We start from the raw sequence: 26,145 nt of genomic DNA, 5'->3' as shown, positions 1-26,145 counted from the left end.
ATCTTTTAGGTTAAAAACTTAATTTTAAAGGTACAAAAATTTTACAGTGATTTTGTTCTGCCACCATCAACCGGTAAATTTACTCCGTTGATATAACTAGCTGCTTCACTAGCTAAAAAAGCAACTGCATAGGCTGTTTCTTCAGGTTGTGCAAAACGAGCTGCTGGCACTATACTTTTCATAAATTGAGCAGCTTCTTCTTCGGTTTTATCATATTTTTTTGCAGCATTTGAAATGATAGAATCCAATCGGTCTGTAGCTGTAAAGCCTGGTAATACATTGTTTACAGTAATGCCATAGCCTCCTAATTCACCTGCCAATGTTTTACTCCAGTTGGCAACTGCACCGCGTATGGTGTTGCTTACTCCAAGACCTTCAATAGGCTGTTTTACCGAAGTTGAAATAATATTGATAATACGACCGTAGCCTACTTTTTTCATTCCCGGGACTACCGCTTGTACCAAAATTTGATTACAAACCACGTGCTGTGAAAATGCTTGGGTAAATTCTTCAGTTTCAGCAGAAAAAATAGGACCGCCCTTGGGACCACCTGTGTTATTAATTAAAATATGATAAACAGTATCTTTAGTAGCAGCTTCAATTTCCTTTTTTAATGTTTCAGGGTTTGAAAAATCTGCCACAATATAGTCGTGTCGTTGGCCATCGCCGGTAGGTAACTGCGAGACTACATCTTTCAGTTTTTCTTCATTTCTAGCTACTAGAGTGACACTAGTACCCAAAGAAGCCAATTCCATAGCCGATGCTTTTCCTATCCCGGCACTACCGCCACAAACCAACGCTGTTTTAAAGTTTAAATTTAAATTCATAAAGTGTATTTTAAGTAAGTTATATACTTTGTCTGGTAAATATACTATGATTTTATGGGAAGCATACAGACCAAAGACTATTTCTAGAATACCGCATCGTTTCATAAAATTTAAGTAACTTGATTTTTCAATTTTATAAAAAACAGCGCTATGATTTTTATTGAAAATGAAGGGGTTACCAATCCGCATCTCAATTTGGCATTAGAAGAGTATATTGTTAGAAACTTCAATTTTGACAATGATTATCTACTTTTTTACATTAATGAACCTTCCATTATAATTGGCAGAAATCAAAACACCTTGGAAGAAATTAATCATGAATATGTAGAGGAGCAAAACCTAAAAGTAGTGCGTCGAGTTTCTGGGGGTGGCGCAGTCTATCATGACTTCGGAAATTTAAATTTTAGTTTTATAACCGATCACGATATCAAAAGCTTAAACAACTTTAAAAAAGTGACAGCGCCTGTAGTAAAAGTGCTTAATAGTATGGGCGTTCCTGCTGAAATGAAAGGTAGAAATGATGTAGTTGCAAATGATAAAAAAATTTCTGGCAATGCACAATTTTCAACTGGCAAAAGAATGGTAAGTCACGGCACTTTGTTACTGGATAGTGATTTGAGTGAAGTAGCCAAAGCATTACAGGTTAAAATGAGTAAAATAGAAAGTAAAGGGCACAAATCGGTACGAAGTCGGGTGGCTAATATTTCAGAATTTATGGAGGAAAAAATGGATATAGAAACGTTTCGTTCCAAAATTCTTGAAGGCTTGTTTGAAGAGCGAGATGACTTTGAAACCTATCGTCTTTCAAAAGAAGAATGGGAAGGAGTTCATAAATTGAAAGAAGAAAAATATGATACTTGGGAATGGAATTACGGGAGCTCACCAAAATTTAATATACAACGAGAACGTAGATTTGCAGCCGGAACATTGGATATTCGCATTTTTGTTGAAAAAGGACACATTCAAAACTTTAAGATATTTGGTGATTTCTTCGGAAGAGAACCTGTTGAAAAACTGGAAGAACTTTTCATCGGAGCCCGTTACGAAAAAAGTGATATAGAAAGTATACTAAAAAATGTAGATATTGAAGCTTACTTTGGTGCTATTCCAAAAGAGGATTTTATTAACTTGGTTTATGGTGCAGATGAAGACCTATAGCTCTCTTATTGATTGTTATATTTAATACAAACATTCTTAGGCTCGGTAAAAAATCGAAGTGCTTCAAAACCACCTTCACGACCTACACCGCTATTTTTCATACCGCCAAAAGGGGTGCGTAAATCGCGATTAAGCCACGTATTTACCCAAACAATTCCAGATTGTATTTGTTTAGACAATCGCATCGTTCGGTCAAGGTTGTTGGTCCAAAGTGTAGCTGATAATCCATATTGTACGCCATTAGCCATTTTTAGTGCTTCGGCTTCGGTTTTAAATGGCATTATAGTAACTACAGGACCAAATATCTCTTCTTGATTTACACGGCATTGATTGTCTTGCACTTCTATAACAGTTGGTTGCAAATAATAACCTTTTTCTAGGTTTGCTACTGTAACTCTTTTACCTCCAAATAGTATTTTTCCGCCTTCTTTTTCAGCAATTTTAATATATGATTGTATTTTCTCTAAGTGTGGTTGTGAAACAATTGCTCCTAAATTTGTTTCGGCATTAAACGGGTCACCAACTTTGAGTTGCGATACTTTTTCAATAAAATCTTTTTTGAATTGCTCATACATAGATTCTTCTACAAAAATCCGACTTCCACATAAACAAATTTGACCTTGATTGGCAAATGAAGATTTTACGGTCGTCTCTAACATCGTTTCATAATCACAATCTGCAAAGATGAGGTTTGGGTTTTTTCCGCCTAATTCTAACGATAATTTTTTAAACATCGGTGCAGCTGTTCGGGCAATATGTTCGCCGGTTTTAGTGCCGCCGGTAAATGAAATAGCTTTAATATTTGGGTGTTCTATAATCGCCTGTCCTGCAGAAGATCCTGTGCCGTGAACAATATTTAAAACACCTTTGGGTAATCCGGCTTCAGAAATAATTTTACCTAATAAAGAAGCGGTCATTGGTGTTACTTCACTAGGTTTTGCTACAACGGTATTTCCTGCTGCAATAGCGGGTGCAATTTTCCAAGTGAATAAATATAAAGGGAGATTCCAAGGTGAAATGCATCCTACAACACCTATTGGATGTCGTAAGGTAAAATTCATACTGTTAAGTCCAACACTTTCGTGAGCTTCACTCGCAAATTGAGTTATGGCTTGAGCAAAAAACCTAAAATTTGATGCTGCTCTGGGAATATCAATTGTCATTGCCAAGCTAAGAGGTTTTCCGTTATCTTTTGCTTCGGCTTCTGCCAGGTCTACCAAGTTGGTTTCTATTAAAGAGGCTATTTTTAAAAGAATTCGGCTACGTTCATCAATAGTGGTATTGCTCCAAGATGGGAATGCTTTTTCGGCAGCTTCATAAGCTTTTGCAATATCTTGCGCATTTGAATTTGCTATTTTGGAATATACTTCACCAGTAGATGGGTTGTAATTATCTAGCCAAGATTTAGAAAGTGGCTGGGTGAAAGCTCCGTCAATATAATTTACTATTTGTTCCATAGCAATGGCGTTTTATTTTAATCGGTAATGTTTTGTTTGCTAGCAAAAATCTTTTCAAAAGCATTGTATACAGCTAAGTGCAGCGCATCGCCGTGATCTTGTTCTTTTAAAAAATGAAAATAAACCTGTGTATTGCTCCTTTTGTTTTTTTCAAGCTTTTTGTACAGTTCTTTTGCTACGCGTTTCATTACGTCGCCTTCTTCACCTACAGCTACATAAATTGATTTTTGGGAGGTATATGCTTTTGGTTCTTTTTTTAATAAAGATTCAAAATCATACCATAGACTTGGACTAACAATTATGTAATTTTTAAATAAATCTGGTTTTTTAAAAAGTATTTCTGTAGCCAACAAGCCGCCCAACGATTGTCCAATTAATGTTTTTTCTGAAGTTACAGGGTATTGTTTTTCTATTAGAGGTTGCAGTTCATTTTCAATAAATTCTATAAATTTTTCTGAATGACCAGTTTCAGGATATTTCTCTACGTATTCTTTGTCTGTTGAAGGATAGGTAAAATCTCTATTTCGGCTTACATTGGCTACACCTACTACAATAGTTTCAGGAACCATATTTATCCATGAAAAAGAACCAAACTGCACCAAACCGGAGATGTGAATAAAATCTTCATCGGCAGAGCCATCTAATAAATAAATAACCGGATATTCTTTCTCTTCGGAAAAATTTTGTGGTAAATAGATATTTAAAATTCGTTCTTCATTTAAAACTTTGGATTGAAACGTAAGTGATTCGCCTATTGAAAATGGCTTTTTTGAGACTTCAAAAGATTGTGAAAAAACAAGTTGAGATGTCCCTATACATATTGCCAAAACTAAAAAGATATGTGCTATTTTTTTCATATTATATAAGTGTTAATGAGAGTTTTAAAACTATTTCGTGTTTACCATTTCTGCTATTTTACGAAGTTTTTCTTTATAAATATACACTCTATATTGATACGTCTTTCTTTTGGTATGTATCTTAAGAGTGTTTTTAGCACCTAAAGGAAAAATGATAAAACTTAGTATATCTTCTATAAGATCTGATTTTTTAGAGAAATTCCCTTCAAATGTTAATTCATTTATTTCACTAAGATTAAATCTAGTTTTGTGACTAAATAATCTGAAAAAATAGACTCTTTTAATTACTAAACAAGTTTTGTAAAGATTAATTTCAATAGTGCTATTTAAAAGCAAAACCAATGATATTAAAATACCGAAAATAAGTACTACAGGATTATGAACAGTATTTAAATAGAGGTAAATTTCAAACAGGATATAAATCAGGATTACATTAAAAATCACATCCTTAAAGTATCTGATTATAGAAAACGTAGTGAATTGAATATTACTTCTATTAGTACTCATTAAAAGTTTTAACCTCACTTTTTTGGTTTATAAGCCATCGCTTTAATCTCAACCATTAAATGTGGGTGTGGCAATTGATGCACTGCAACGGTTGTTCTCGCAGGTCCGGTTTCTTTTTTAAAAAACTCTGCGTATACCTCATTATAACCGGCAAAATCATTCATATTTACCAAAAATGTGGTTACATCAACAACATCTTCTAGAGTGGCTCCTTCTGTGGCTAAGTAATCTTGTATATTCTCAAGAACTGCCCGTGTTTGTTGCCTTATATCAAACTCCATACTGCCCATTTCATCTACCTTATTAGCACCTGCGATGGTGTTATCTGGCAATCTTGAGCTTGTTCCACTTATAAATATAAAATCACCTACACGTTTTACATGTGGATATGCTCCTCTAGGAGTGGCTTTACCATCGACTAGTCTACTTGATTTACTCATCTTTATTTTAAATTTTTTACAACAGAATCATCGTGCATGATTTCTTTTGTTTCTCGTTTTACCAATTTCAATTTTTCCTGAAGCGATAACGAATCTGGCAATTTGCCATCGTCAATTAAATTAAGTATAGCTTTATCTTGTGCTCGTCCTTTCCGTAAGGCTTCCTCATATGTTATATGCTCATTAAAAGTAACCAAAGAATATTTACTGTAATATTCCTCTGGAAATTCGGCTTCAAAAGCAGTTTCTAACTTTCTTTTTTTCTGAAATAAAGGACTCGCAGTGTGCTCTTTCATTTCATGGAAGTTGTCTACTGCTAGATCTGCAATAGCATCAGTGTCTTTTTTCCGGTTGGCTTCATATTCTGAAAAGACAGTCTCCCAGTCGGTTTTTTCATCATTTTTGCCTTCAAAGCGATTTAAAATTTCATCAAATACAACAACATCTTCAAATGATGCATTCATTCCTTGTCCATAAAACGGAACAATCGCGTGAGCAGCGTCACCAAGTATCAATGTTTTTCCGTAGGTGCTCCAAGGTGAGCATTTGATAGTGCCTAATGGTCCCGTAGGATTATTGAAAAACTCTTCGGCTAGATTTGGCATTAACTCTAGCGCGTCTGGAAATTCTTTTTTGAAATATTCAGTAACTCGCTCTGGTGTGTCTAAGTTTTCAAAACAATAATTGCTGTTTTTATACCGAAGAAATAATGTTACCGTGAAGCTTCCGTCTAGATTTGGTAAGGCGATAAGCATATCTTCACCTCGAGGCCAAATATGCAATGCATTGGTGTAGGTGCGATAACCTCCATCTTTTGCAGAAGGAATCTCCAGTTCTTTATAGCCGTGAGTTAACCACTCTTGCGAAAAACTGAACAAAAACTTTTTATGCAGAAACATACTTTTTCGTACAGCAGATCCGGCACCATCAGTTCCTAACAATACATCACCAGTTAAAGTTACTTCTTGGTTAGTTTCATAATTTTTAAATGTTGCCGAAGCATTGGGTAAGTCAACAGTTTTACAACCGTGATTAAAAATCAATTTTACATTGGGCATTGCCTCTGCGGCATTTAATAAAAGTTTATTTAACCCTGGTCTAGAAACAGAATTGATGTATTCGTTTGTACGTCCGCTGTATTTGCTTAAAAAGGTGTTGCCTTGTCTATCGTGAATCATACGGCCATTCATTGGGATACATAGTTTTTTTGCATCTTCTTCAATACCGGCTAGACGCAAACCACGAAGTCCTCGATTACTTAAAGCCAAATTGATTGAGCGACCTGCATCTTGAGTGACTTTGCGTAGGTCTGGCCTTTTTTCAACCAAAGTTACTTGATAGCCACGTTGTGCTAAACGTAATGTGAGTAGGCTTCCGCAGAGTCCTGCGCCAATTACTAATATGTTTTCATTTGTATTCATAAAGGTGAGGTTTGCTGCTCGACATTAATTGGTTACTACTTGTTTCAGCTTTTGAACAAATTGGAACACATCGCTAAAGCTGTTGTAAAGTGGGGCAGGGGCAATACGAATAACGTCAGGTTCTCGCCAATCGCTAATTACACCGGCTTCGGTTAACTTGGTATGTAAATTTTTATCGGCATTTTTTACTTGAATGGATAATTGACAGCCACGTTCTTCAGGGTTTCTTGGAGTAATAACAGAAATACTTTCGTTATGCATTTCGTCTAGAAGAAATTCTAAAAAACCTGTGAGTTGTAATGATTTTTCCCGAATATTTTCAAAACCGGCTTCTTCAAAAACATCTAAAGAGGCTCTAATTGCTGCCATAGATAAGATTGGAGGATTACTTAATTGCCATCCTTCGGCGCCAGGTAGAGCGTCAAATTCTTTTCGCATATTAAAGCGCGTTTCTTTGTTATGGCCCCACCAACCGGTAAAACGTTTTAAGTCTTTATTGTTTGCGTGGCGCTCATGTACAAAACAACCGCCTAAACTTCCGGGGCCGCTATTTAGGTATTTATAGCTACACCAAACAGCAAAATCGGCTCCGGTGTCATGCAAATTAGGCTGAATGTTTCCGGCTCCGTGTGCCAAGTCAAACCCTACTTTACAATTGTGTTTATGGCCTAATTGAGTGATTTTTTTTAAAGGATAGGCTTGACCACTATAGTAGTTTGTACTGCCAATCATTAATAACGCGATTTCATTACCTTGCTCACTTAAAATTGTTTCTAAATCTTCAAACCGGCATAACTCTTCACCTTCTCTAGGCTTCCAGAGAATAAGTCCTTCTTTTTCATCAAACCCGTGAAACCTTAATTGACTTTCCATAGCGTATTTGTCGCTGGGAAAAGCATCGGCTTCTATAACAATTTTATATTTTTTTGCTGTGGGTTGATAAAATGAAACCATCATTAAATGAAGGTTGGTGGTAAGTGTGTTCATCATCACCACCTCACTGGGTTTTGCTCCAACAATTTTTGCCATACTTTGTGACAAAAACTCGTGGTAGGGTAGCCAAGGGTGTTTGCCTTCGGTGTGGCCTTCAACGCCTAGTGTTGCCCAATCGTTTAATTCTTCTTCAATATATTTTGAAGTTGTTTTGGGTTGTAACCCTAAGCTGTTTCCGCATAGGTAAATTAATTCATTACTGCTAGAGTCTGTAGGAATGTGAAATTTATTTCTGAAAGAAGATAGGCTGTCTTCAGTATCTTTTTTTTGAGCAAATTCAAAAGAATTCTGGTAGTTCATAAACAGTTGGTTTCGGCTTCTAACAAAAATAGTAATTTAATATGGTTTCTTATTGAAATGTATTTATCCTTCAAGAATAAATTTTAACGCTTTGATTAAGTGAGGTTTTGTACTTTTGATGCTACTATGAAAAGATTAGTACTCGCTTTCTGTATACTTAGTATTTCTACAGCTTCAATAGCACAATCTATTGCTCGTAAGTGGAATGAAGAGGTATTACACGGTATACGAAATGACTTTGCAAGACCAACCATTCACGCTCGAAATTTATTTCACACCTCTGTGGCTATGTATGATGCTTGGGCTGTTTTTGATACTAATGCCGCGCCTTATTTTTTAGGAAATTCTATTGATGGTTTTAAGTGCGAGTTTACTGGCTTTTCTACCTCTGAGGCAGTTTCAGAAGCTAAAAATAAAGCAATTAGTTATGCGGTGTATAGATTAATGTTACACCGTTTTAAAAACTCTCCAGGTAATGAAGATATAGTTGAATCAATCAATGAATTAATGAATCAATTGAATTATGATACCAACTATACTGCCACAGATTATAGTAACGGAAATCCGGCTGCTTTAGGTAATTATATTGCACAGCAGTTGATACAGTTTGGATTACAAGATGGATCAAATGAAGCTAATGATTATGAAAATAGAGTTTACACACCATTAAATGAACCATTAAACCTTGATTTGGTAGGTAATCCTACGCTTGAACATCCTAATCATTGGCAACCATTAAAAGTTGAAAATTGGGTAGACCAAAGCGGAAACACTATACCCGGAGGACAACCTCCCTTTTTGGGACCTGAATGGGGAGCTGTTGTTCCGTTTTCGTTATCCGAAGAAGAAAAGCAAACCTATACCACTCCAGAGTTTGATTATAACTGTTATTATGATCCCGGGGACCCTTGGTATATGCAAAATTACTTAGGTATTGATGATCCTTACAAATGGAGTTTTGCTATGGTTTCTGTGTGGAGCTCACATTTAGATCCGGCAGATAACGTAATGATCGATATATCTCCAAGTAGCATTGGTAACTTTGATAGTCAAGATTTTCCTTCAACTTTTGAAGAATACAAAACTTTTTATGACTATAATAATGGAGGTGATCCCGGAAAAGGGCATACTTTAAACCCTGCTACAGGAGAGCCCTATCAAGAACAGTTAGTGCCAAGAGGAGATTATGCTCGCGTGTTGGCAGAATTTTGGGCAGACGGACCCGATAGTGAGACGCCTCCCGGTCACTGGTTTACCATTTTAAACTATGTAAGTGATCAACCTGAATTAATTAAAAAATTTAAAGGAGAAGGACAGCCGCTATCTGAATTAGAGTGGGATGTGAAATCTTATTTTATTTTGGGCGGAGCCATGCACGATGTAGCCGTTACAGCCTGGGGAATAAAAGGGTATTATGATTATGTAAGACCTGTAAGTTCAATTCGATATATGAGTGATCAAGGGCAATCAAGCAACCCTGAATTACCAAGATACAATCCACACGGTATTCCATTGATAGATAATTATATTGAATTGGTTCAAGAAGGCGATCCGCTTGCCGGTGCATTTAATGAAAACCTTCATAAAATCAAATTATACGCTTGGAAAGGTCCTGGAGAGATTGTAGATCCTAATGAAGACGTAGCCGGAGTAGGGTGGATGTTGGCCGAAGAATGGTTTCCTTATCAACGCCCGTCTTTTGTTACACCTCCTTTTGCAGGCTATGTTTCTGGTCATTCAACCTTCTCTAGAGCAGCTGCAGAAATTTTAACCTTGCTAACCGGAGATCCCTTCTTTCCGGGAGGGATGGGTACATTTGATGCTAAGAAAAATGAGTTTTTAGTATTTGAAAATGGCCCAAGTATAGATATAGAGTTACAGTGGGCAACCTATAGAGATGCATCAGACCAATGTAGCTTGTCTAGAATATGGGGAGGAATTCACCCTCCAATAGACGATATTCCCGGAAGAATAATAGGTGAAAAGTTAGGTAAACATGCCTTTTCTTTTGCTGAAGACTATTTTACAAAAGGACTAGCAACAAAAGGAGTTGTTTATCCTAACCCTGCTTCAGACATGATTACGGTTATGTTTGAAAGCAAACAATCCTTAAGAGTGTTAGTGTATGATTTACAAGGAAGACTTATTTTATCTCAACTTTCAGATTTCAGTAAAAATAACGCATCACAAATTAATGTTTCGGCCTTACAACAAGGTATGTATCTTGTGAGTCTCCAAGATACTAATGAGAATATTGTTCTTACTCAACGATTGCTTAAAGAGTAAATTAATTTTTTACAGAAATATTACTGAAATATAGCTTAAAACCACCCGTGCTATCTTTATGAGTAGTAGCTATTTCAAGACCTTTGTGATTTTCATACTTTTCCCAAGTAGTTGTCATAGTTGGTACTGAATCATTTCCTTTTCTAAAATTCCATTCTTTAATTTTATGGTTTTCATCATAGAAAAAGTCATAGGCATCACCCGGTGTGTAACCTCCATCATTACCATATACAACTGTAAGTTGGTTAAGGGTATCTTTTGAAATAGGAGCGATTACGTTCTTTTTTTCTGAAAATGTAGTACCCGTATCCCATACTAGATTAAACGGTGCTAAAAGCCAAAATTTATCGTTTATAAACGCAGCGTCAGCCTTTTGAGTAGTACTATCAACTTTAGACCTATTATACGTAACAGTATCTTTTTGAGAAATCATTTTAACCATATTTTCATTAGGCTTCCAGGTCCACGATCTTTCAAAGTGCTGTTCGCCTCGATCTACATTAAAGGTAAAGTTAATTTCAGATACATTTTTCCAGTTGTCATATCCATTGGCATAAGCAATCTTTTCTGCTGTAGTTGCATTTTCAAGAGGTTTGCTTTCTGTTTTTCCTTCGGAAGAAATAGTTTTTTCATCCTTTTTTGAATCGTTACAGGCAAAAAATGTTACAGAAATTACAAGAAGTAAAAGTGTTTTTTTCATCACATTAATTATTTTGGTAAAAGTACAGAAATTGATAAAGAACGCTTTATAAATCATTATCTTTAAGAAAAAAATAAGGTATGGAAATAGAATTGAATGATAATACAGATAAAAGCCGTTTTGAAGTAGAGATACAAGATAAAATGGCAATAATGGATTATAAAAAGAAAGATAACAAGTTGTATATATTACATACTGAAGTTCCTAAAGAATTTGAAGGCAAAGGGATTGCTTCTGCTATGGTAAAAAAAGTTTTACATCTTATAAAAGAGAAGGACATGAAACTGGTGTCCTTATGTCCTTTTGTGTCTGGCTATATAAAAAGACATCCAGAATATAAAAGTTTGGTAGCAAATGCTTAAAAACATAAAACTCTCTTTTTCTATCACAAAAAAGAGAGTTTTACTTGTAGGAGATTTCAAAAATTAATCTACTGCATCTTCAACGTCATCTGCAACATCTTCAACTTCATCTCCTATTGATTTATTTTCACGGCAACTTACAAAGCCGGTACTTAATAATCCTGCAACGAATACTAATAAAAAGATTTTTTTCATAATTTTAGTTTTAAAGGTTGGTGTTTAATTTATGGTCTTCTGCCGGTGGCAAGACGGTATAAAATTCCAATTACTGCTAGTACTAGTAAAATGTGTATTAAGCTACCAACAGCATCTGGAAATCCTATGTATCCAACTAGCCATCCAATAATTAATATTACTACAATAAGCCAAATTAAGTCTCTCATAATATAAGTTTTATTTGTTAAGTTGAATTAAAGCTACAACAAAATTGAATAGGCAATATATACTTTAACCTGTGTTTAACTTTGATTGTTAATTGCTTCTAAAATTCATTTATTTAACAAATTAATTATAAAATTAATAACTAATCTAAAAATTTGAAGGGTTTTTTATAATATCGGCAGCTCTCTTTTTTAGTGCTGAAAGTTCTTCAGCAGATTTTTTATCAAGTAAATTCATCATCATATTCATACGTTGATTATTCTTAAAATGGTCTTTTTTGTCATCAAGAAAATTCCAATATAAGCTATTAAATGGACAGGCGTTTTCTTCCGTTTTATTTGAAACAGAATAATGACAATCTTTACAATAATTGCTCATTTTATTAATGTAATTACCACTAGATACATAGGGTTTTGTAGCTACAATGCCACCATCTGCAAATTGTGACATACCTCTTGTGTTAGTGATTTCAACCCACTCGATGGCATCTATGTAAATGCCCAAATACCATTCATCTACTTCATCTGGGTGACACTGCATAAGCAATGCAAAATTACCGGTAATCATCAATCGTTGTATATGATGTGCGTAGGCTTGATTTAAGCTTTGTTTTATGGCATGACTTAAACAATTCATCTTGGTGTCTCCGGTCCAATAAAAATCGGGGAGCTTATTTTGGTTGTCAAGTTTATTGCTGCGTCTATAACCCGGCATTTCTTTCCAATAGATTCCTCTCATATATTCTCTCCAACCCAAAATTTGACGCACAAATCCTTCTACTTGCGAAATATCTATATCTTTTTTATGATCTTGCCAATACGAAATCACCTTATCAACTACCTCTTTGGGCGAGAGCATTTTACTATTCATTGCAAACGACAGTCTTGAATGAAATAAATAATACTCATCTGTATGCATAGCATCTTGATAATCTCCAAAATGCTGTAATAAATTTGAACAGAAATAAGAAAGAACCGTCAAGCAGTCTTTACGGCTGGTAGGCCAATTAAAATTTTTATCGTCAATAGTGCCAATGGTTTTAATATTTCTTTTTTTCAGAAGTGAAACAATATCTGAAACATCCTTTCTGAACCCTTTTTCATGCGGAATTGTAGGTGAGCCTTTCCATTTTTTTCGGTTACTTTTATCAAAATTCCATTTGCCACCTTCAGGATCTTTGTCGTTTACCATCATAATATCGTGCTTCTTGCGCATATGACGGTAAAAATACTCCATAGTCATTTCCTTTTTTCCTTCATAAAATTCTGCTAGTTCATTTCGCTCTGTATAAAAATGTTCTGTGGTACACGTTTCATAATCTATGGTAAGTGAATTGCAAAATTTTTGCAACTGCTCATCAAGTCTGTATTCATCAGGAAGTTGATATTCAAACTTTTTGATATCGTGACTTTCAATTATATGGTTGAGGTTTTTTGTTAAATCTTGAGCATTGTTTTTACCATCAAGCTTATAATACACAACTTTGTGATCGTTATCTCTAAGCCAATCTGAAAAATTTCGCATACTTTGAAAAAACGCCACTACTTTTTGAATATGATGTGGAACGTAATTGGTTTCTTGTTCCATCTCGGCAATAAAATAAAGACAATTTTTATCTGTGTTTTTGTACCACGAATGCTTATAGTTTAATTGATCGCCTAAAATTAACCGAAGTGTTTTTACCTTTTTTTCAGCCATAAATCTCTGTATTTTTTATCTTTATCATATCGCTCTGCTTGACTTTCTATATTGAACTTTCTATCTCTAGGGTCGTTCCCCACGCCAGAATTATACATCCAGTTTCCCCAGTTACTGTGTACATCATAATCTATTAGCATACTTTCAAAATAACTTGCTCCCACACGCCAGTCTTGTTTCATTTCTTTAGCAAAATAACTTGCCACATTTTGGCGTCCGCGGTTACTCATAAATCCTGTAGCAGCAATTTCTTTCATATTGGCATTGACAAAATCATATTTTGTAACACCTTCTATCCAGTTTGAAATAATTGCACTGTCTTTTTTCCAGCTGTATTCTTTATGTAATATGCCTCCTTGTTTAAAAATAGCATTTCCGTATTTGAGTGAAATAAACTTGAAGTAATCTCTCCAAATTAATTCAAAAATCAACCAATAGGTATCTTGATTTTTTTCAACTTTAGATTCATATTTTTTTACTTCAGAATAAATAGCGCGAGGTGATAGAGAGCCATTTGACAGCCAAGCAGAAAATTTTGAACTGTAATTTTTGCCTATCAATCCGTTTCTTGTGTGCTTGTATTGTGAAAGGTTTTTTGTTTCCCAAAAATAGTTTTGCAAACGGCCCCATGCGGCTTTCTCTCCTCCTGAAAAAGGAAAAGCTGTTTGCGGGTTTTTCTTTTTAGGTTTTAAGCCCAGCTCTTCAATTGTTGGTGTCTTTGTTTGCGTATTAAACCAATTTTTGTCACTATATTTTTCAGGCTTTTCTAGTGGTTGATGTATTAAACTATGTTTTTCGCATTTTTTTCTGAAAGCAGTAAAAACATCTGAAATATCTGATATTGAATTATATGGAATGTCTTCAGGATGAAATAAAAATTGATCATAATAACCTACTAGATTAACTGTATTGGGGATGGCTTTTGAAACGTTTTTAATACACTTTTTTTCTTCTTGCGTCCATTCATTTTGATGGTATACGTGAGTAATATTATGTTTTTGACAAAGTTTCGGTATTTGCTCTTCAGGTTTAGCAAACTTTATATAAAGCGGAATGTTTAACCGCTTAAGATTTTCTGAAAGATTTTGTACAGATTCAATTAAAAATTGTGCTCTAAAAACACCTGTTTTTTTAAATCCAAATTGTGTTTCGGCAAATTGTCTAGGGTCAAAACAATATATAGCATACATAGTATCTGCTTGGTCACAAGCTTCTTTTAATACCTTATTGTCAAATACACGCAGGTTATTTGTAAACCAAACTAAACTATTTTTCATTTTTTTGTTTTTTACATCGTTTGCTACAATACTTTACGTGTTGCCAATCACGTTCCCATTTCTTTCGCCACGTAAAAGGTCTGTTACAAACAGGGCATATTTTTGTAGGTAAATGTTCTTTTTTATGAGGCATTTTATTCTTTAGGTCTGGCGTATTCAAATCGTGCCAACAAATTTGGTAAGGTATATCCATCCAATCCGTTTATGGCAACTGAATGTGTTTTTTCTAATGAAATAAATCCATCATCTTGTAGCGCATCATCTTTTATATATAAATGTTTTATAGCACCTATAATTAATAAACAATCATTTTCTTTAATAAAATATTCGTTTTTAAAAGAACATCCTATTTGAATATTTGCACCTTTTACAAATGGAGCATAAAACCCATTTTTATATTCGGCATTGAGATTTGTTTTGTCAAATTCAGAAATTTCACCACCATATTTTGCCGAAGTGTGATGTGCGTCCTCAATATTATCTTTATGTACATGATTTACTGTAAAAACATGTGTTTTTTTAAGGTTGTCGTAGGTGTTTCTAGCTACGGTGGTTGGCCTTAAAATAAAACCCAGTAAGGGCGGATTGCTTCCCAAATGAATCACGCTACTAAAAATAGCTACGTTTTCAATTCCGTCTTTAGATTTTGTAGCAAGTAGGTTGGCCGATTTGTATCCTGTGCAACTGTTAATTAAATTTATACGGAACAATTTTTCCAATTGTTGTAAATCTTCTTCTGAAAAGTATTTCATCTTTTAAAATTAATTTTTGTTTAATTAAAATATGTTAAAATTAAACAAAAACTTAATCTAGAATATTTAGTACTTTTAAATAAAAAATAATTACGTGGATACTAATAAAGCTTTTCAGATAAATAAGCAAACCTGGGATAAAAAGGTAGATGTACATGCTAAAAGTAAATTTTATGATCTTCAAGCTTTTAAGGAGGGTAAATCGTCACTCAATTCATATGAAATTGAAGCGCTAGGTAATGTAGCCGGAAAGTCACTCCTACATCTTCAATGTCATTTTGGTCAAGATACGTTAAGCTGGAGCAGGTTAGGCGCAAATTGTACAGGAGTTGATATTTCAGAAAACGCAATTAGGTTGGCAAAACAATTATCTAATGAACTTAATGAAAAAGCAACCTTTGTATGTTGTAATGTTTTAGACACTTCAAAATTTATTTCCGAAACGTTTGATATTGTTTTTACAAGTTATGGAGTTATTGGCTGGCTTCCAGATTTAAAACCTTGGGCAAAGATGATAAGCGAGCGATTAAAACCGGGAGGTGTTTTTTATATGGTAGAATTTCACCCAATTGCGTGGATGTTTGATTATCTCAAAAACCCTCCAGAGTTAGCCTATGCTTATCATCAAAAAGAAGCTATTTACGAAGAGTATCAAGGTACATATGCCGATACAGATTCAACTATTATAAGTAAAGAGTATGGATGGAATCATAGTTTGGGAGAAGTTGTTACTTCGCTTTGTGATGCGGGATTGCAAATTGAATTTTTGAAAGAACACGATAGTTCTCCTTATGATATTTTTCCTAATTTGAAGCAGAACAGCAATGCTATGTTTGAAATGACTTCAAAATTGTACCCCTTAGTATTTGAAATAAAAGCAATAAAAAAAGGAACGCCTTAAAGGGTTCCTTTTTTAAGTTCTTGGAATACTTTTCTTTAATGTGTCTCTTTATCGGTTTTTAAAATATCAGGAAACTTTGCCTTAAACTTATTTAACCTAGGTATAGAAACGTTTTGAATGTACGGGTTGTTAGGATTATTTTTCTCATAATCTTGATGATATGCTTCGGCTTTCCAGAATTTCTGAAAAGGAAGTACCTGCGCGGCTACGTTACCTTTACCAACTTCTTTTTCTAGCGCTGCAATTTTAGTATCAATTATTTGCTTTTGCTCATCATTTTGATAAAAAATAATACTTCTATATTGTGATCCGCGGTCTGGACCTTGTCCATTTACTTGAGTAATATTTTGAGATCCAAAATACACATCTACCAATGTCTTAAAAGAAACTACATTTGGGTTATAAATAATCTCTACTGCTTCGGCGTGTCCTGTTGTGCCCGTGTTACTAGATTCATAGGTTGGGTTTTTTGTATGACCGCCACTATACCCAGAAATGGCTTCGTCTACTCCTTTTACGCTTTCATAAATAGCTTCTACGCACCAAAAGCAACCACTTGCAAAGTAGGCGCGTTCCAATCCATTTTCAGAAGGAACCGTAACTGGTTGTTGTGTCTTTTGTGCAACCGCTTCAGCTTCTTTGTTTTTATCATTAGATTGGCAAGAAACAGGAAGTGAAACAATTAGAGAGGAAAATAAAAGGAAGAATAGCTTGTTCATAGTACTTTAGTTTTTTGAAATCTGTCGAATTGTTTAAAAATTCCTTTCAGAAAAGTACTAAAAAAAGCCCTCACGATTTGTGAAGGCTTTGTTATAGTTTTTTAAAAGCTATTTATGAAACTTTTTCAAAAAGCTTTTCCATCTTTTCTTTTTCCTCTTGTGCCAGAGCAGGATCTACCAAAATACGTCCACTGTGTTCATCAGTGATTATCTTTTTTCTGGCAGCGATTTCCATTTGTACTTGTGGAGGGATTGTAAAGAAAGAACCACCAGAAGCACCTCGCTCAACTTGCACTACAGCAAGACCGTTTTTAACGTTTCCGCGAATTCTCTTATAAGCTTTTACTAGGCGTTCTTCAATCTTTTTCTCAAATTTTTCAGATTCTTTTATAAGAGCTTTTTCCTCTTTTTCAGTTTCTGAAAGAATTTCATCAAGCTCACCTTGCTTATGTTTTAAGTGATCTTCACGATCCTTTAAACGTGATTTGGTTTCCTCAATCACTTCTTTTTTCTGCTCAATTTGAGCTTTAAATTCTTTAATGTGCTTTTCAGATAATTGAATTTCTAATTCTTGAAACTCAATCTCCTTGCTTAAAGAATTGTACTCACGGTTGTTACGTACATTGTCTTGTTGTGAAGAGTATTTTTTAATAAGAGCCTTTGATTCTTCAATACCATTTTTCTTTTCTTTGATATTGTTTTCAAGCACTTCTAGATCTGTGTTTAACTTGTCAAGACGGGTATTCATACCGGCTACTTCATCTTCCAAATCTTCAACTTCTAAAGGTAATTCTCCACGCACATTACGAATCTCATCGATTCTAGAGTCAATCAATTGTAAGTCGTACAGTGCTCTTAACTTTTCTTCTACAGTGGTTTCTGTTTTTTTTGCCATAAATTAAAAATAGCTAATAGGATTGGTGTTTATTTGTGATAAAACGATTGCAAAATTACTAATTTTTTTTGTAAGGAAAGAAACTAAAAGCTCTTTTGTGTATTGTTCACTTTCATAGTGACCAATATCGCATAATAAAATATCGTTTTCTGCTGTAAAAAAGTCATGATATTTTAAATCTGCAGTTACGTAAGCATCTGCTCCAGCAGCCTTTGCAGCTTTAATTGCAAAGCTTCCGCTTCCTCCAAGTACGGCTACTTTTTTTATTTTTTTATTTTGCAATTTTGAATGCCTTACACATCCGGTTTGCATCGTTTTTTTTATAAATTTTAAAAATTCTTCTTCAGAAATTTCCGAAGAGAGTTCGCCAATCATCCCCATACCCAACTGTTGATTTTTGTTATCAAGGGTTGATATTTCATAGGCCACTTCTTCATAGGGGTGCGCTTCAAAAAGCGCTTGTAGTATCCTATTTTCTTTGTGTTTGTGATAGGTAACGCCAATTTGCATTTCTTTTTCAAAATGGGTTTCTCCTTTAGTACCTATTGTGGGGTTGCTATCTTCATTGCCATTAAAACTTCCTTTACCTTCTAGTGTAAAACTGCAATTGCTGTAATTACCTATCTCACCGGCACCTGCATTAAATAAAGCTTCTCTCACGGTTGGTGCATTATCTACAGGAACAAATGTGAGTAGTTTTTTTATTGAAGCTTCTTTTTCAATTAAAATTTTTCTATTTGTAAGGTTTAGCTTTTTGCAAATCATTGCGTTAACCCCATTCCAGGCGTTGTCTAGAGCAGTATGAATAGCAAAAATATTAATGTCATGTTTAATGGCTTTTTGAACTACACGCTCTACGTACGTTTTTCCGGTTAGTTTTTTTAGGCCAGAAAAAATTATGGGGTGAAAACTAACAATCATATTGCAGTTTTCTGAAATAGCTTCATCTACTACAGCTTCTAGCGTGTCTAAGGTGACCAAAATGCCTGAAACGGTTGCTTGTGCATCGCCAACTAGTAATCCTGTGTTGTCAAAATCTTCGGCATAGGATAGGGGAGCAAATTCATCTAATAATTGAATGACGTCTTTTACTTTCATAAAGTGCAAAATTTTACCGTAAAGATAGGAGTTTCAACTGTTTTACACTATGCAAGCCGTTTACTTTCATACAAGATTTGTAAATTTAAATTCAATGTCATTACATATGTGTGGGAATTAGTACTTTCGTAATATGAAAATACTCCGAAAATTTTTATTTCCTTTTGCTGTTATATACGGATGGATTACAGGTTTTAGAAATTTTTTATACGATAACAACTATTTAAAAAGTAGTGAATATTCAATTCCTATTATTTGTGTAGGAAACCTCTCAGTAGGAGGGACCGGAAAGTCTCCCATGATTGAATATTTAATTGAAACCCTTCAAGAAGATTATAAAATTGCTGTGTTGAGTCGTGGGTATAAACGAAAAACCTCTGGATATTTAGAAGTATTACAAACGCATACCGCCGAACAAACAGGAGATGAACCGCTTCAGTTTAAAAATAAATTTCCTCACGTGACGGTAGCTGTGTGTGCAGATAGAAGAACCGGGATTGAGCAGCTTCAGAAAAAAGCTGAAGTGCTATTACTTGACGATGCTTTTCAGCATAGAAAAGTGAAAGCAGATACCAATATAGTACTCACTCCTTACCATGATTTATTTATAAATGACTTTATGTTGCCAACCGGTAATTTACGCGAACCAAGAAAAGGTATAAAGCGAGCCGATATTATCGTGGTTACAAAATGTCCTGACACTGTACCATATGCCAAGCTGCAAAAAATAGAATATGTAATGCCCTTACAAAACCATCAAAAAATCTATTTTTCGTCTATTGGTTATGATGATACAATTATTGGTAAAAAGGAGTCACTGCCTTTAGATTATCTTTCAAACAAAAAATTTACTTTGGTTACTGGAATAGCAAACCCTCAGCCTTTACTTGATTTTTTGAAGAATAATAATTTTCAGTTTTCTCATAAAAAATTTTCAGATCACCATAGTTTTTCAACTTCAGAAATTGAAACCTTAAAAAAGGAAGAACTAATTTTAACTACTGAAAAGGATTTTATGCGGCTTAAAACAAAACTAGACAAGTTTGCCTTTTATTATTTACCTATTACCACCAAAATAAAGAATGACCAAGGTCCTTTTTTTAAGGAAGCAATCTTGCAACGGGTTGCTTTTAAAAGAAAGAGTTAACTGTTTTCAATTGGCATTTTTTTATTATCAATTGTGCGGTAAATTTTCTCGAAAAATTCTTCAGTTTTAAATGGTTTTGGGATAATATCATTAAATCCGGCTCTGTAAAAATCATCCAGATTTTCGTCAACAGTAACAGCTGTTAATGCAATTATTGGAATTTGCTTATTAAAATCTCTAATCTTTTGGGTGGCTTCAATACCGCTTATGCCCGGCATATGAATATCCATTAAAATGATATCAAAACTGTTGTCTTTTACCAGTTTAATGGCATCCATACCATTGTCTGCTACCATACATTTCATATGGTTTTTTTCAAGAATCTTTTTGGTAATCATCTGGTTGATTTTGTTGTCTTCAACTACCAAAACAGATTTGTTTTCTAGTACTTCATAGTCAATTTCATAAGCAACTTTATTGGCATTTTCATCTTCTTGATATTCTTCAGATACCGAAAGCGTTAAATTAAACCAAAATTTTGACCCTTTTCCTAGCTGACTTTCTAAATTAATTTTGCTATTCATCAATTCAAGTAAGTTTTTAACGATAGAAAGCCCAAGGCCGGTACCTCCAAATTTTCTATTAATTTGAAGTGATCCTTGAGAAAAGGTTTCAAAAATACTTTTTTGCTTTTTTCTTGAAATACCCACGCCGTTGTCCTCAATCTCAAAGTGTAGAAGAACTTTATTGGTTTTTTGTTCTAAGTTTTGCACACGAACCGTAACATCGCCATTTTGAGTAAACTTCAAAGAATTACCAATCAGATTAATTAAAATTTGAGACAGCTTTAATGGATCTCCTACTAGTTTATTAGGGATATTTTCATCAAACTCTAAATGAAGTTTGTTATTCTTGTCATCTGCTGTTTTTCGTAAAGCAATGAGTACATCATTAATTCGTTTTTTAAGGCTGAAAGTAGTACGCTCTAGTTCAACTTTATTGGCTTCAAGTTTATTTAAATCTAAAATATTATTAATTAAAGACAGCAAATATTCTCCTGAAAACTTTAATGAATTTAGATGCTCTCTTTGGTGATCTTTTGGGTCTTCCTCAAGTAATAGATGCGTTAAACCGGTAACGGCATACAACGGTGTTCTTAGCTCGTGAGTAATAGTAGATAAAAATTGTGCTTTAGCCAATGAAGCTTTCTCTGCCTTTTCTTTGGCCAATTGCAGCTCTGTATTTTTATCTTTTAAAAGGTCGTTTGCTTTGGCTCTTAAGTTATTGTTTTTATACAGTGAAAGTGTTAACAAGGAAAGAATTACAATTAAAGCAATACTTAATCCCGTTGTCATTTGAGTAAACTTGATAGACTTTTTCTTTTTATCAAGATCATCCTTTTGTGTGGCAATAATTTCATTTAAATCACCAATGTTTGACTCTAAGTCAACACCTTTTGAAACCGCATCCATATACGTTTTGTATAAAGCTTCGCTTTCAGTTTCGTAAAGTTCTAGGTTGCGTTCAGATTTTTTAAAATCATTTTCTTTAAGTGCGATATATGAAATAACACGGTAACTATCTGCTTTTAATTTTGAAAACGAATTGGTATCAATAATTGATAGCGCTTTTTCAAGTGAAGTTTTTGCTGTTCTTAAGTTTGAAGCTTGAGATCCATCTGCAATGTTCAAAAAGGCGTCTGCTTTTCTTAAGTGAGCTTCAGCTTCTTGATAGGTAAACTCGTACTTTTTTAATAACGGAATGGCTGCGTCAAAATAATTTATGGCCGAGTTGTAATTCTTTTTCTGAAGTTCTAATAATCCTAAGCCTAGAATAACTTGGCTTTGACCAGCTTCGTCATTTTGTTGTATATAAATTTTATACGCATCTTTTAAAAACTTTTCTGAATTTTGAAAATCACCTGTTTTAACGAGAATAAGCCCTTTAAGAGCAAATGATTTTGCCAATTCTGAATCTTTCTCGATATCAAGTGAATTGATAAGAGTGATTGATTTATTAATTTCTTCAGAAGCTTTTTGAAAATTTTGCAGGTAGTAATGAAGCTCTGCAATATGAAAGCGTATATCAGATTTTAAAAGAGTATTATTTGAGTTGAGCGCTAGTTGGTTTGCTTCATTAAGGCTTAAAATTGCTGTTTCAAAATCTTGCTTAAAAATTGCATTGATAGCCTTTTCTCTATCTTTTTTAATTAACGCAATAGTATCAATTTTACGGTCTTGGGCTAGTACGCCACAAAATGTAAAAAAGAAAGCTAAGAAGATTGATACAGGTTTATATGTAAATAAAGCCCTATGCATTTAGTATATGTACTTTGACGATAAATATAGTTATTTCCCCGAAACTTGTAAGATTAAATCAACTATTCTTGATGAATACCCACGTTCATTGTCATACCAGCCAATTATTTTTACCATTTTACCGCCAATTACCGAGGTCATTCCGGCATCAAAAATACAGCTGTGAGGATTTCCTACGATATCAATAGATACAATGGGGTCTTCGGTGTATTGTAAAATGTTTTTTAAACTAGTTTCTGAAGCTTCCTTAAAAGCAGCATTTACAGCTTCAATATTGGTTTTGTTTTTTACATTGATGGTGATATCTGTTAATGATCCATTAGGTACAGGAACCCGAATCCCACATCCGCCAATCACTGAAGCCAAATCTGGAAATATCTTGGTCAAAGCTTTTGCAGCTCCGGTAGTAGTAGGAACAATAGATTGTGCAGCACCACGTGCTCTACGTAAATCTCTATGAGGTTGATCATGAAGGCTTTGGTCTGTTGTGTAGGAGTGGATGGTAGTAATGTAAGCTTGTTCAATTTCGCAAAGATCGTGAACAATCTTAAGCATAGGAGCAGCATTATTTGTGGTACAAGAAGCATTTGAAATGATTGTATCATCTTCATCCAAAATACCATCATTAATACCAAGAACTACGGTTTTAATATCATCCTCTATCGGCGGAACCGATAAAATTACTTTTTTTACACCTTCTTTAATATGTTTTTCAAGCTGTTCTCTAAGTTTGAATTTTCCAGTGCTTTCAATTACAATATCAACACCTGTCCAATTAATGTCTTCTATGCTTTTTTCTGAAGAAAACCGAAATGAACTATTGTTTATAATAATGCTATTTTCAGAATAACTAACGTCTTTCTGTAGCACACCGTGAATGCTGTCATACTTGAGTAAATGGGAAAGAGTTTTGGCATCTGCTAAATCATTAATAGCAATAACTTCTATATGAGGGTGATCAAGTAGCAATCTAAAAAGGTTGCGACCTATACGTCCAAAGCCGTTTATACCCACTTTAATCTTTTCTGCCATACTTAAAAAAAGATTACGTTAAATGCTTTTGTGCTTTATATGAAGAACGAACCAACGCACCGCTTTCTACGTGACGGAAACCCATCTCAAGACCTATTTCTTCATATTTTTTAAACTGTTCTGGTGTGATAAATTCTTTAACCGGTAAGTGTTTTTTTGAGGGTTGAAGATATTGTCCAATGGTTACAATATCTAGTCCTACAGAGCGTAAGTCACTTAAAGTTTCAATAACCTCGTCTTCTTTTTCACCCAATCCTAACATAATTCCGCTTTTAGTACGATTGATGCCTTGTTGTTTAAGGTAATTTAAAACTTCTAGGCTACGCTCGTATTTTGCTTGAATACGTACTTCGCGAGTTAATCGCTTTACGGTTTCCATGTTGTGAGATACAACTTCAGGTTTTACAGCAATGATTCTGTCTATATTGCGAGTAACGCCTTGAAAATCTGGAATAAGAGTTTCTAATGTAGTATTTGGGTTCATTCTACGTATGGCCTTTACAGTTTCGGCCCAAATGATAGACCCCATATCTTTTAAATCGTCTCTATCTACAGAGGTGATAACCGCGTGTTTTATATCCATCAGCTTAATTGAACGACCTACTTTTTCAGGTTCATCCCAATCGATGGTTTCTGGTCTACCGGTTTTTACACCGCAAAACCCACAAGAGCGTGTACAAACATTACCCAATATCATAAAAGTAGCTGTGCCTTCGGTCCAACATTCTCCCATATTTGGGCAGCTTCCGGAGGTGCATATGGTGTGTAAATCATATTTGTCAACTAGACCTCTTAACTCGGTATACTTTTTTCCAGTAGGTAATTTTACCCGTAACCATTTTGGTTTTGGTGTGGTTTTTTTTCGTTCTAGTGTTTGTGTTTCCATAGCATGACAAAGATATAAATAAATAAACCTGTTTTTTGATTTATAAGGGTTAAAATACAAGTATTCGTTTTATGCCTATTGAAGCTTAAAAAAAAGAGGTAGCTATGTATTTTCTGTAATGATTTCTGCTAGTAATTTTTTGGCTCTTAGTAGTCTTACTTTTACATTATTGAGAGGTTCATTAACAGCTTTGGCAATGGCGTTATAACTCATCTCTTGAAAATACCGTAGATTTATAACTTCTTGATAATGTGGTTTTAATTGCTTGATGTATCGCAGAAGTTCTGCAAGGTTTTGCTCAGTAATTAGTTTGTCTTCGGGAGTGGGGGAATGGTCTGCAATTTTCTGAATATGTTCTTCTGAAGTATTGGTGGTATTACTATATAATGAAGCGTTTTTTTTTCGGCTCTTGTCTATTTGTATGTTTTTTGAAATGGCTATCAACCAAGTGGCAAATTCATACTTTTCATCAAAAGTTTTAATTTTATCAAAAGCTTTTGCAAAGGTTTCTATTGAAATATCTTCGGCTTCATATTCATTTTTTACACGTTTTAGTTGAAATCCAAAAACAGTGTTCCAATATGTATCTAGCAAAAACTTGAAAGCACTTTGCTTGCCATTTTTAGCTTTTTGTATGTAATTGATAATTTCAGGTTTGCTTACTTCCACCTACTTTGTTTTGTTCTGCTATTTGAAATAAAGATACTCATTTGATAGCATACTAAAAACAGTTCAAAAAAAGGAATGAATGGAATTAGGTCTTTTTCACCAAGTTTGTTTGCAGCTTTTCCTACAACTATATATTCAATTAAAAAGCGAAAAATAACAATAGGTAAAGCAAGTTTCCAGCTTGAAAAAATAAGCGTTAACACAGCTAATACCCAAAAAGAAATTGTCGATAAATAATATAGTACCAATAAAAACTTGTGAAGCGGTTTGTACAATTTTGCAGTGGTAATGTGTCTCTTTTTTTGACGCCACCATTCGTTCCAGGTTGTTTTAGGTATTGAGTAGGTAAAGGCTTTTTCAGAAACACAAATTGCAGTATTATTGGGGGTTGCAGCTTCATTTACAAAAAGATCATCATCGCCAGATGGAACTTTTATATGTGACATAAACCCTTTATTGTCATAATATAATTTTGCAGTGTAGGCCAAATTTCTACCTACGCCCATGTAAGGTATTTTTGCTTTTGCATATGAAAAATACTGAAGCGCTGTCATTAACGTCTCAAAACGAATTAATCGATTAAGTAACCCTCTGCCTTTTTGATACGCACCATAACCTAAAATTAATTGTTTTTCTTCTGAAAACTCAGCCGTCATAGTACTTAGCCACTCATTTGAAGCGGGTTTGCAATCGGCATCGGTAAATAACAAACGCTGATTTTTTGCACGTTTAAGACCTAAGGTAAGTGCATATTTTTTATTTGCCCAAAATGCCTCGTTGTTTTTTACTTTAACAATCTGTATTTGTGGATACTCATTCTGAAACGATTCCATAACCTCCAATGTATCATCGATTGACGCATCATCAATTAGGATTAATTCATAATCTGGATGGTTTTGGTTTAACCAAAGCGGAATGTGTTTTTGAAGATTTTCAGCTTCGTTTTTTGCACAAACAATAAGAGAAACCGGATAGTTTTTTTCTGAAGTAATTTCAGGAAAAGTAAAAAATGAAAACTTAGAAAAAAGAAAGAAATACCCACAATTGATTAAAACCACTACAATGAGCGCGTAAAGTAGCACCATAGGCTATAAACGATTTAGGGTTCTTGAAACGTTTGTAAG

At 34.3% G+C, this 26,145-nt stretch carries 26 protein-coding genes; 5 read left to right on the top strand and 21 right to left on the bottom strand.

Going from position 1 to position 26,145, the window contains the following annotated elements; all coding sequences use genetic code 11:
- Positions 1 to 41: 41 nt before the first annotated feature.
- A complete protein-coding gene (locus INR76_RS01225; RefSeq protein ID WP_223108823.1) occupies positions 42 to 827 on the bottom strand; it encodes an SDR family oxidoreductase in 786 nt (261 codons plus the stop codon).
- A 150-nt stretch (positions 828 to 977) separates the two neighbouring features.
- Here INR76_RS01225 and INR76_RS01220 point away from each other — a divergent pair, with 150 nt between their 5' ends.
- Positions 978 to 1,985 carry a lipoate--protein ligase gene (locus INR76_RS01220; protein WP_223108822.1) on the top strand — a complete coding sequence of 336 codons (1,008 nt, stop codon included), beginning with the start codon at positions 978 to 980 and terminating at the stop codon, positions 1,983 to 1,985.
- 5 nt (positions 1,986 to 1,990) lie between these two features.
- Here the strand turns inward: INR76_RS01220 and INR76_RS01215 are convergent, their stop codons facing one another.
- The 5 genes from INR76_RS01215 to kynU all read right to left on the bottom strand — a co-directional run bounded on the left by INR76_RS01215 (position 1,991) and on the right by kynU (position 7,960).
- Positions 1,991 to 3,442: an aldehyde dehydrogenase gene (locus INR76_RS01215; RefSeq protein ID WP_223108821.1), complete on the bottom strand. Its 1,452-nt coding sequence runs from the start codon at positions 3,440 to 3,442 to the stop codon at positions 1,991 to 1,993.
- 17 nt (positions 3,443 to 3,459) lie between these two features.
- On the bottom strand, positions 3,460 to 4,299 hold the full coding sequence (locus tag INR76_RS01210; RefSeq protein WP_223108820.1) for an alpha/beta hydrolase: 840 nt from the start codon (positions 4,297 to 4,299) through the stop codon (positions 3,460 to 3,462).
- A 521-nt stretch (positions 4,300 to 4,820) separates the two neighbouring features.
- Complete coding sequence (locus INR76_RS01205) at positions 4,821 to 5,246, bottom strand: RidA family protein (RefSeq protein WP_223108819.1); 426 nt, start codon at positions 5,244 to 5,246, stop codon at positions 4,821 to 4,823.
- 2 nt (positions 5,247 to 5,248) lie between these two features.
- Positions 5,249 to 6,667, bottom strand: coding sequence for an NAD(P)/FAD-dependent oxidoreductase (locus INR76_RS01200; protein ID WP_223108818.1), 1,419 nt, complete (start codon positions 6,665 to 6,667; stop codon positions 5,249 to 5,251).
- A gap of 24 nt (positions 6,668 to 6,691) precedes the next feature.
- On the bottom strand, positions 6,692 to 7,960 hold the full coding sequence (kynU, locus tag INR76_RS01195) for a kynureninase (RefSeq protein WP_223108817.1): 1,269 nt from the start codon (positions 7,958 to 7,960) through the stop codon (positions 6,692 to 6,694).
- A 126-nt stretch (positions 7,961 to 8,086) separates the two neighbouring features.
- Here kynU and INR76_RS01190 point away from each other — a divergent pair, with 126 nt between their 5' ends.
- Positions 8,087 to 10,246: a T9SS type A sorting domain-containing protein gene (locus INR76_RS01190; protein WP_223108816.1), complete on the top strand. Its 2,160-nt coding sequence runs from the start codon at positions 8,087 to 8,089 to the stop codon at positions 10,244 to 10,246.
- A 1-nt stretch (position 10,247) separates the two neighbouring features.
- On the opposite strand, the gene INR76_RS01185 is transcribed toward INR76_RS01190, so the two are convergent.
- Entirely contained in the window at positions 10,248 to 10,946 is a 699-nt protein-coding gene (locus tag INR76_RS01185; RefSeq protein WP_223108815.1) for a hypothetical protein, read from the bottom strand.
- A gap of 80 nt (positions 10,947 to 11,026) precedes the next feature.
- Between INR76_RS01185 and INR76_RS01180 the strand changes: the two genes are divergently transcribed.
- Positions 11,027 to 11,308 (top strand): GNAT family N-acetyltransferase, encoded by a 282-nt coding sequence (locus INR76_RS01180; protein WP_223108814.1) that lies wholly within the window; start codon positions 11,027 to 11,029, stop codon positions 11,306 to 11,308.
- 63 nt (positions 11,309 to 11,371) lie between these two features.
- On the opposite strand, the gene INR76_RS13920 is transcribed toward INR76_RS01180, so the two are convergent.
- From INR76_RS13920 to INR76_RS01155, 6 genes are all read right to left on the bottom strand, one after another.
- A complete protein-coding gene (locus INR76_RS13920; RefSeq protein WP_255592738.1) occupies positions 11,372 to 11,503 on the bottom strand; it encodes a hypothetical protein in 132 nt (43 codons plus the stop codon).
- A 29-nt stretch (positions 11,504 to 11,532) separates the two neighbouring features.
- Positions 11,533 to 11,691, bottom strand: coding sequence for a lmo0937 family membrane protein (locus INR76_RS01175; RefSeq protein ID WP_223108813.1), 159 nt, complete (start codon positions 11,689 to 11,691; stop codon positions 11,533 to 11,535).
- 145 nt (positions 11,692 to 11,836) lie between these two features.
- A complete protein-coding gene (locus tag INR76_RS01170; RefSeq protein WP_223108812.1) occupies positions 11,837 to 13,387 on the bottom strand; it encodes a cryptochrome/photolyase family protein in 1,551 nt (516 codons plus the stop codon).
- Complete coding sequence (locus INR76_RS01165) at positions 13,369 to 14,664, bottom strand: DASH family cryptochrome (RefSeq protein WP_223108809.1); 1,296 nt, start codon at positions 14,662 to 14,664, stop codon at positions 13,369 to 13,371. Before INR76_RS01165 ends, INR76_RS01170 begins: the two co-directional genes overlap by 19 nt.
- Complete coding sequence (locus tag INR76_RS01160) at positions 14,654 to 14,797, bottom strand: DUF2256 domain-containing protein (protein ID WP_223108808.1); 144 nt, start codon at positions 14,795 to 14,797, stop codon at positions 14,654 to 14,656. The genes INR76_RS01165 and INR76_RS01160 overlap by 11 nt, the downstream gene beginning before the upstream one ends.
- A gap of 1 nt (position 14,798) precedes the next feature.
- Positions 14,799 to 15,416, bottom strand: a complete 618-nt coding sequence (locus INR76_RS01155; protein ID WP_223108805.1) for a flavin reductase family protein — start codon at positions 15,414 to 15,416, stop codon at positions 14,799 to 14,801.
- Positions 15,417 to 15,510: 94 nt separating this feature from the next.
- Here INR76_RS01155 and INR76_RS01150 point away from each other — a divergent pair, with 94 nt between their 5' ends.
- On the top strand, positions 15,511 to 16,317 hold the full coding sequence (locus INR76_RS01150) for a bifunctional 2-polyprenyl-6-hydroxyphenol methylase/3-demethylubiquinol 3-O-methyltransferase UbiG (protein ID WP_223108804.1): 807 nt from the start codon (positions 15,511 to 15,513) through the stop codon (positions 16,315 to 16,317).
- 35 nt (positions 16,318 to 16,352) lie between these two features.
- Here the strand turns inward: INR76_RS01150 and msrA are convergent, their stop codons facing one another.
- The 3 genes from msrA to INR76_RS01135 form a co-directional block, all read right to left on the bottom strand.
- Entirely contained in the window at positions 16,353 to 17,036 is a 684-nt protein-coding gene (gene msrA, locus INR76_RS01145; protein WP_223108801.1) for a peptide-methionine (S)-S-oxide reductase MsrA, read from the bottom strand.
- A gap of 112 nt (positions 17,037 to 17,148) precedes the next feature.
- Positions 17,149 to 17,931 carry a zinc ribbon domain-containing protein gene (locus INR76_RS01140; RefSeq protein WP_223108800.1) on the bottom strand — a complete coding sequence of 261 codons (783 nt, stop codon included), beginning with the start codon at positions 17,929 to 17,931 and terminating at the stop codon, positions 17,149 to 17,151.
- Positions 17,932 to 17,934: 3 nt separating this feature from the next.
- A complete protein-coding gene (locus tag INR76_RS01135) occupies positions 17,935 to 19,029 on the bottom strand; it encodes a Nif3-like dinuclear metal center hexameric protein (protein WP_223108798.1) in 1,095 nt (364 codons plus the stop codon).
- A gap of 133 nt (positions 19,030 to 19,162) precedes the next feature.
- On the opposite strand from INR76_RS01135, the gene lpxK reads away from it, so the two are divergent.
- Positions 19,163 to 20,176: a tetraacyldisaccharide 4'-kinase gene (gene lpxK / locus INR76_RS01130; protein WP_223108796.1), complete on the top strand. Its 1,014-nt coding sequence runs from the start codon at positions 19,163 to 19,165 to the stop codon at positions 20,174 to 20,176.
- Here the strand turns inward: lpxK and INR76_RS01125 are convergent.
- The 5 genes from INR76_RS01125 to INR76_RS01105 all read right to left on the bottom strand — a co-directional run bounded on the left by INR76_RS01125 (position 20,173) and on the right by INR76_RS01105 (position 26,106).
- On the bottom strand, positions 20,173 to 22,434 hold the full coding sequence (locus INR76_RS01125) for a response regulator (RefSeq protein WP_223108795.1): 2,262 nt from the start codon (positions 22,432 to 22,434) through the stop codon (positions 20,173 to 20,175). The genes lpxK and INR76_RS01125 overlap by 4 nt on opposite strands.
- A gap of 30 nt (positions 22,435 to 22,464) precedes the next feature.
- Complete coding sequence (gap, locus tag INR76_RS01120) at positions 22,465 to 23,466, bottom strand: type I glyceraldehyde-3-phosphate dehydrogenase (RefSeq protein WP_223108794.1); 1,002 nt, start codon at positions 23,464 to 23,466, stop codon at positions 22,465 to 22,467.
- A gap of 13 nt (positions 23,467 to 23,479) precedes the next feature.
- Positions 23,480 to 24,352, bottom strand: coding sequence for a lipoyl synthase (gene lipA / locus INR76_RS01115; protein WP_223108793.1), 873 nt, complete (start codon positions 24,350 to 24,352; stop codon positions 23,480 to 23,482).
- A 102-nt stretch (positions 24,353 to 24,454) separates the two neighbouring features.
- Positions 24,455 to 25,021 carry an RNA polymerase sigma factor gene (locus tag INR76_RS01110; protein ID WP_223108792.1) on the bottom strand — a complete coding sequence of 189 codons (567 nt, stop codon included), beginning with the start codon at positions 25,019 to 25,021 and terminating at the stop codon, positions 24,455 to 24,457.
- Complete coding sequence (locus INR76_RS01105) at positions 25,012 to 26,106, bottom strand: glycosyltransferase (RefSeq protein WP_223108791.1); 1,095 nt, start codon at positions 26,104 to 26,106, stop codon at positions 25,012 to 25,014. The genes INR76_RS01110 and INR76_RS01105 overlap by 10 nt, the downstream gene beginning before the upstream one ends.
- Positions 26,107 to 26,145 lie beyond the last annotated feature (39 nt).

The organism is Marixanthomonas sp. SCSIO 43207 (assembly GCF_019904255.1).
Taxonomy (GTDB): domain Bacteria; phylum Bacteroidota; class Bacteroidia; order Flavobacteriales; family Flavobacteriaceae; genus Marixanthomonas.
Note: the sequence above shows the minus strand (reverse complement) of the source record. Positions and strands in the feature narration are given on the sequence as shown.